This is a genomic window from Deltaproteobacteria bacterium (genome assembly GCA_016210005.1).
In the GTDB taxonomy this organism is placed as follows: Bacteria; Desulfobacterota; Binatia; order HRBIN30; family JACQVA1; genus JACQVA1.
The window spans coordinates 1-3765 of the sequence record JACQVA010000246.1 but is presented as its reverse complement, the minus strand read 5'-3'; the positions used below and the strand labels follow the sequence as shown (position 1 = coordinate 3765).

Here is a 3765-nt window from a genome sequence, read left to right as displayed (position 1 = left end):
TTATGCTGCCACACCCGCGTTGCCAGCTGTGAGGTCACCCCAATGTACAGCGTGCCGTTCCGTTTGCTGGCCAGGATGTAAACGCAGAACTGCTTGTCCATAGCGCCAAACGCCAAACCGGATTCCCGCTTTCGCGGGAATGACGGCCATAACACCGAACCACGTTAATTTGTCGCGCAGCCGCTCGCTTGGCTTCGCTTGGCTAGTTCGACGGGGTCGGCAGACACGGTGTATCGCTTAGTGGAAAGCACGAGCGCCGCATTATAATCGGCACCGCTACCGGGGAGCACGATACCTCCGGCTCCAATCCCAGGTGCCAGAAGCCGCGAAGGTTACATCCGAGAGAACGCAACGGCGCATTCTTGGTTCGATTTTCGTGCGCCGGTCAAAGCGATAGCGCGGGCCTCGATGGCCGGAGGCGAGAACGTCTTCTGTATCGCCATCCAGCATGTTGCCGAGCGCCCTACTCGGCAGTGCTCTACCCCGGGAACACGGTCTCGTTCACGAAGATCTCCTGGAAGGACGGGTCGAGGGCGAGTGGAACGTGTTCGATGCGTGATCGCAGCTCACTGAACTCATTCCTCTTCGGGTCACCGAAGATCGCCATCTTGGCGCCGAGCAGGGCGGTGTTGCCGGCGGGCTCGATTTGATCCTGGGCTGCCGGGATCAGGCCGATGCGGCGGGCGCTGCGCTTGTTCACGTAATTGCCGAAGGCACCGGCCAGGTAGATGGGGAGCGAGCCACTCGCCGTCGCTCCGAATCGCCGGCGCAGGATCGTGATGCCCGCGGCGACGGCCGCTTTGGCCAGCTGCAACTGGCGGATGTCGGATTGCGTCAGTGATACCGGCTCGGCCAAGACCAGCGGCTGAGCCGGGTCGGCCAAACGCCCGCTCGGCTCGATGAGGCCGAGATCGAGGCCGGCGGCAACGGCATCGACCACGCCGCTGCCGCACAGCCCGCGGGCGGCGCCGTCGCCGATGACGCGGCAGCGCAAGCCGCCGTGCTCGCTCCAGACCTCGCTGATCGCACCGGTGGTGGCGCGCATGCCCATGGCGATGCGCCCACCTTCGAAGGCGGGACCGGCGGCGGTGGAGGCGCACAGCATGCGCTGGCGGTTGCCGACCACGATCTCGCCGTTGGTGCCGAGATCAACCAGGATGATCGGCGACTGGCGTTGGTGCATCTGGGTGGCGAGCAGGCCGCAGAGGATGTCGCTGCCGACAAAACCACCGATGCATGGGAGAAAACACACTGTTATGTCGCCGGCGATTGCCCATCGTAGTTCTCGAGGCCGGAAAACCTGCAGGCCCGTCTCCAGCGGCTCGAACGGGGCGCGCGACAAGGGCGTGACGTCGAGCCCGCAGAAGAGGTGGTGCATGACCGTATTGCCGGCGAGTACGACGGTTCGTAGACGAGACCGGTCGGGGATTGGCCGCAGCAGCTGCGCGCACAGCCGGCCGATGGTGCGGCGGACCGACCGCGCCAGCTCTCCCCCTCTGGCGTCGGTCAAGACCGCATGGATCCGGTTCATGACGTCGGCGCCGTAGAGGCTCTGGGGATTGAGCGCCGTGCGGACCCCGAGCACGTGCCCGCTCTCGCGGTCAAGCAGCTGGGCCACGATGGTCGTGGTGCCCAGATCGACGGCAATGCCCAGACCCTCGGCCGGAGTGAAATCGAACGTGCTGTGATCCGCGAGTATCACCTCCTCCCACTGCCCGACTTCCAGGGTGAGATCGCTCTGTGCCGTGCACCGGCATGCGAGGCGCCAGCCTTGCGCGAGTTCCTGCCCCGACAGGATCTCGGCCTGCTCCGCGGTGGCCGCAAGGCTACCGTCGATCAGTTTGACCCGGCACGCCGCGCAGCGTCCATGGCCACCACAGGGAAACTCGACGCCGTATTGATGGAGGACGGAGCGCAGTGAGGTGCCGGCCGCGACCGCGATCGTCTTACCTAGCGGATGAAGTGCAATCTTGACGCGGGTACGCAAACGGTGCTTCCGGTGCCTCGGCCCTGGAATACGGTTTCAGGGTTCCAGCCACCAGCGTGCGAGCTGCAGCTCGACGGCGGCAAACGGCTCGGCGCGCACCAGCTCGTCGCCGCCGTGCGTGCTTGCCACCACCCAGTGACTGGCCTCGAGGCGGTAGATATCGAGCGTCTTCTGCAGCGGATCGACCAGCCAGGCATGCGCCACCGGCTCGCGCGCGTAGATGCGCATCTTACGCACGCGGTCCAAGCGGCCGGTTGAGGGCGACACCAGCTCGCAGATCCAGTCGGGCGCTTGGGTGAAGTACGGAACATTGGCTAGCCGCGGCATGCGCTCGCAGCGCCAGCCGGCCAGATCCGGAACGACCACCTCGGAACCGAGGTGGAGCTCGGGCTCGTGCAAGATCCACCACCCACCCGGCCCCGCCGGATCTCCCAGCGAACGGTGAAACGGACCGAACAGGTCAGCGCCGATTCCCGATGCTGCCACCGCGTGCGGTGATGCCGGCCGCGGGCTGGTGTATAGCTCGCCGTCGATAATCTCCGCCACTACCTGCTCGGGGGCATTGAGCACGTCGTCATACGTCGCGCGCCGCCGTGCAGGCTCCATGGCCGTGCTTCTAGCACGGCCGCCAGTCGCCCTCCAAGCACGGCGCCGGTAGCCGCGCCCCCGGATTCGGTGCTTGGCTCGCCCGCTTGGAATTGGTTAGGCTATGCTTGTTACGACCGCCAATGCAGAAGCTGCTGAAAGACTACGGCGTCGAGCTGGATGAAAACGAAGTGTTCCGCGCCATGGGTTACCCGGAGATTACGCGCGTGTCGCAGCCCGTTCTCGATCTCTGCCGCAAACAGATGCGCAGAGTGCCGGCGCTGGTCGATCCCTGGGCCGACTATCGTGAGGTCGGCATACAGCAAGTCGATGGCGATTCGGTGCGACTCGACTCGTGCGGCATCCTGAGAAGCCGGCGAGTGGCCAGCATGCTGCGTCGCGCCCGCGAGCTGGCTGTTTGCCTTGTTACCTTGGGGCCGGCGATCTCGGTGGAAATCCGCCGCCTGCTGGCAGACAACTGTACCGCGGAAGCGCTGGCGCTCGACGCCGCGGCCACCGCCGCCACCGGGGCGTTGCTGGCGCAGTGCCACGCGCATATCTGCCGCCACGCCGGCGCGCGCGGTTGCGGTACCACCGTTCCGTATGGACCCGGCTATACCGGTTGGGACTTGCGCGACCTGCCGGTTCTGTTCGCCTGCCTTGAGAGCGCCCACCCACCGGTACAGCTCAACCAGGCGCTGATGATGATCCCCGAGAAGTCGCTGCTCAGTGTGATCGGACTCGTGCCCGGCGGGTGTGTTGCACCCGAAGTAGTGGCCTGCCGCATGTGTGACCTAGGGCACTGTTCATTGCGCCGGGCGGCGGCTGTCGGCCACCACCCCGCCTGATCGGCCCGCCCGTGGGTGCGCGACAAATTTGTGGGTAACGTGGTTCGGTGTTATGGCCGTCATTCCCGCGAAAGCGGAATCCAGTTTGGCGTTTGGCGCTATGGACAAGCAGTTCTGCGTTTACATCCTGGCCAGCAAACGGAACGGCACGCTGTACATTGGGGTGACCTCACAGCTGGCAACGCGGGTGTGGCAGCGTAAGAGCAAGGTAGTGGAGGGTTTTTCGGCCAAGTACGGCGTTGACAAGCTGGTCTACTTACGAAGCGCACGGCTGCGCAGAGACCGCAATCGTGCGGGAGAAGCAGCCTGAAGAAGTGGCGCCGCGCCTGGAAGATCGAGCTGATC

Annotated in this window: 5 protein-coding genes; 2 read left to right on the top strand and 3 right to left on the bottom strand. The window is 65.2% G+C overall.

Annotation, left to right across the window (positions count from 1 at the left end; translation table 11 throughout):
• The 3 genes from HY699_23040 to HY699_23030 all read right to left on the bottom strand — a co-directional run.
• On the bottom strand, positions 1 to 101 hold a 101-nt coding region (locus tag HY699_23040; GenBank protein MBI4518682.1), incomplete at its 3' end, for a GIY-YIG nuclease family protein.
• Positions 102 to 478: 377 nt separating this feature from the next.
• Complete coding sequence (locus HY699_23035; protein MBI4518681.1) at positions 479 to 1987, bottom strand: DUF4445 domain-containing protein; 1509 nt, start codon at positions 1985 to 1987, stop codon at positions 479 to 481.
• Positions 1988 to 2023: 36 nt separating this feature from the next.
• The gene (locus HY699_23030; GenBank protein MBI4518680.1) at positions 2024 to 2593 is read right to left on the bottom strand and encodes a Uma2 family endonuclease; all 570 of its coding nucleotides are present in this window, start codon (positions 2591 to 2593) and stop codon (positions 2024 to 2026) included.
• Positions 2594 to 2715: 122 nt separating this feature from the next.
• Here HY699_23030 and HY699_23025 point away from each other — a divergent pair, with 122 nt between their 5' ends.
• The gene (locus HY699_23025; GenBank protein MBI4518679.1) at positions 2716 to 3420 is read left to right on the top strand and encodes a hypothetical protein; all 705 of its coding nucleotides are present in this window, start codon (positions 2716 to 2718) and stop codon (positions 3418 to 3420) included.
• 100 nt (positions 3421 to 3520) lie between these two features.
• The gene (locus tag HY699_23020; protein ID MBI4518678.1) at positions 3521 to 3730 is read left to right on the top strand and encodes a GIY-YIG nuclease family protein; all 210 of its coding nucleotides are present in this window, start codon (positions 3521 to 3523) and stop codon (positions 3728 to 3730) included.
• The last annotated feature ends 35 nt before the right edge of the window (positions 3731 to 3765 follow it).

What these genes read in the sequence shown, in the direction of transcription:
- HY699_23030 (MBI4518680.1), bottom strand. Translation starts at nt 2,593, where the DNA reads ATGGAGCCTGCACGGCGGCGCGCGACGTATGACGACGTGCTCAATGCC.
- HY699_23025 (MBI4518679.1), top strand. Translation starts at nt 2,716, where the DNA reads ATGCAGAAGCTGCTGAAAGACTACGGCGTCGAGCTGGATGAAAACGAA.
- HY699_23020 (MBI4518678.1), top strand. Translation starts at nt 3,521, where the DNA reads ATGGACAAGCAGTTCTGCGTTTACATCCTGGCCAGCAAACGGAACGGC.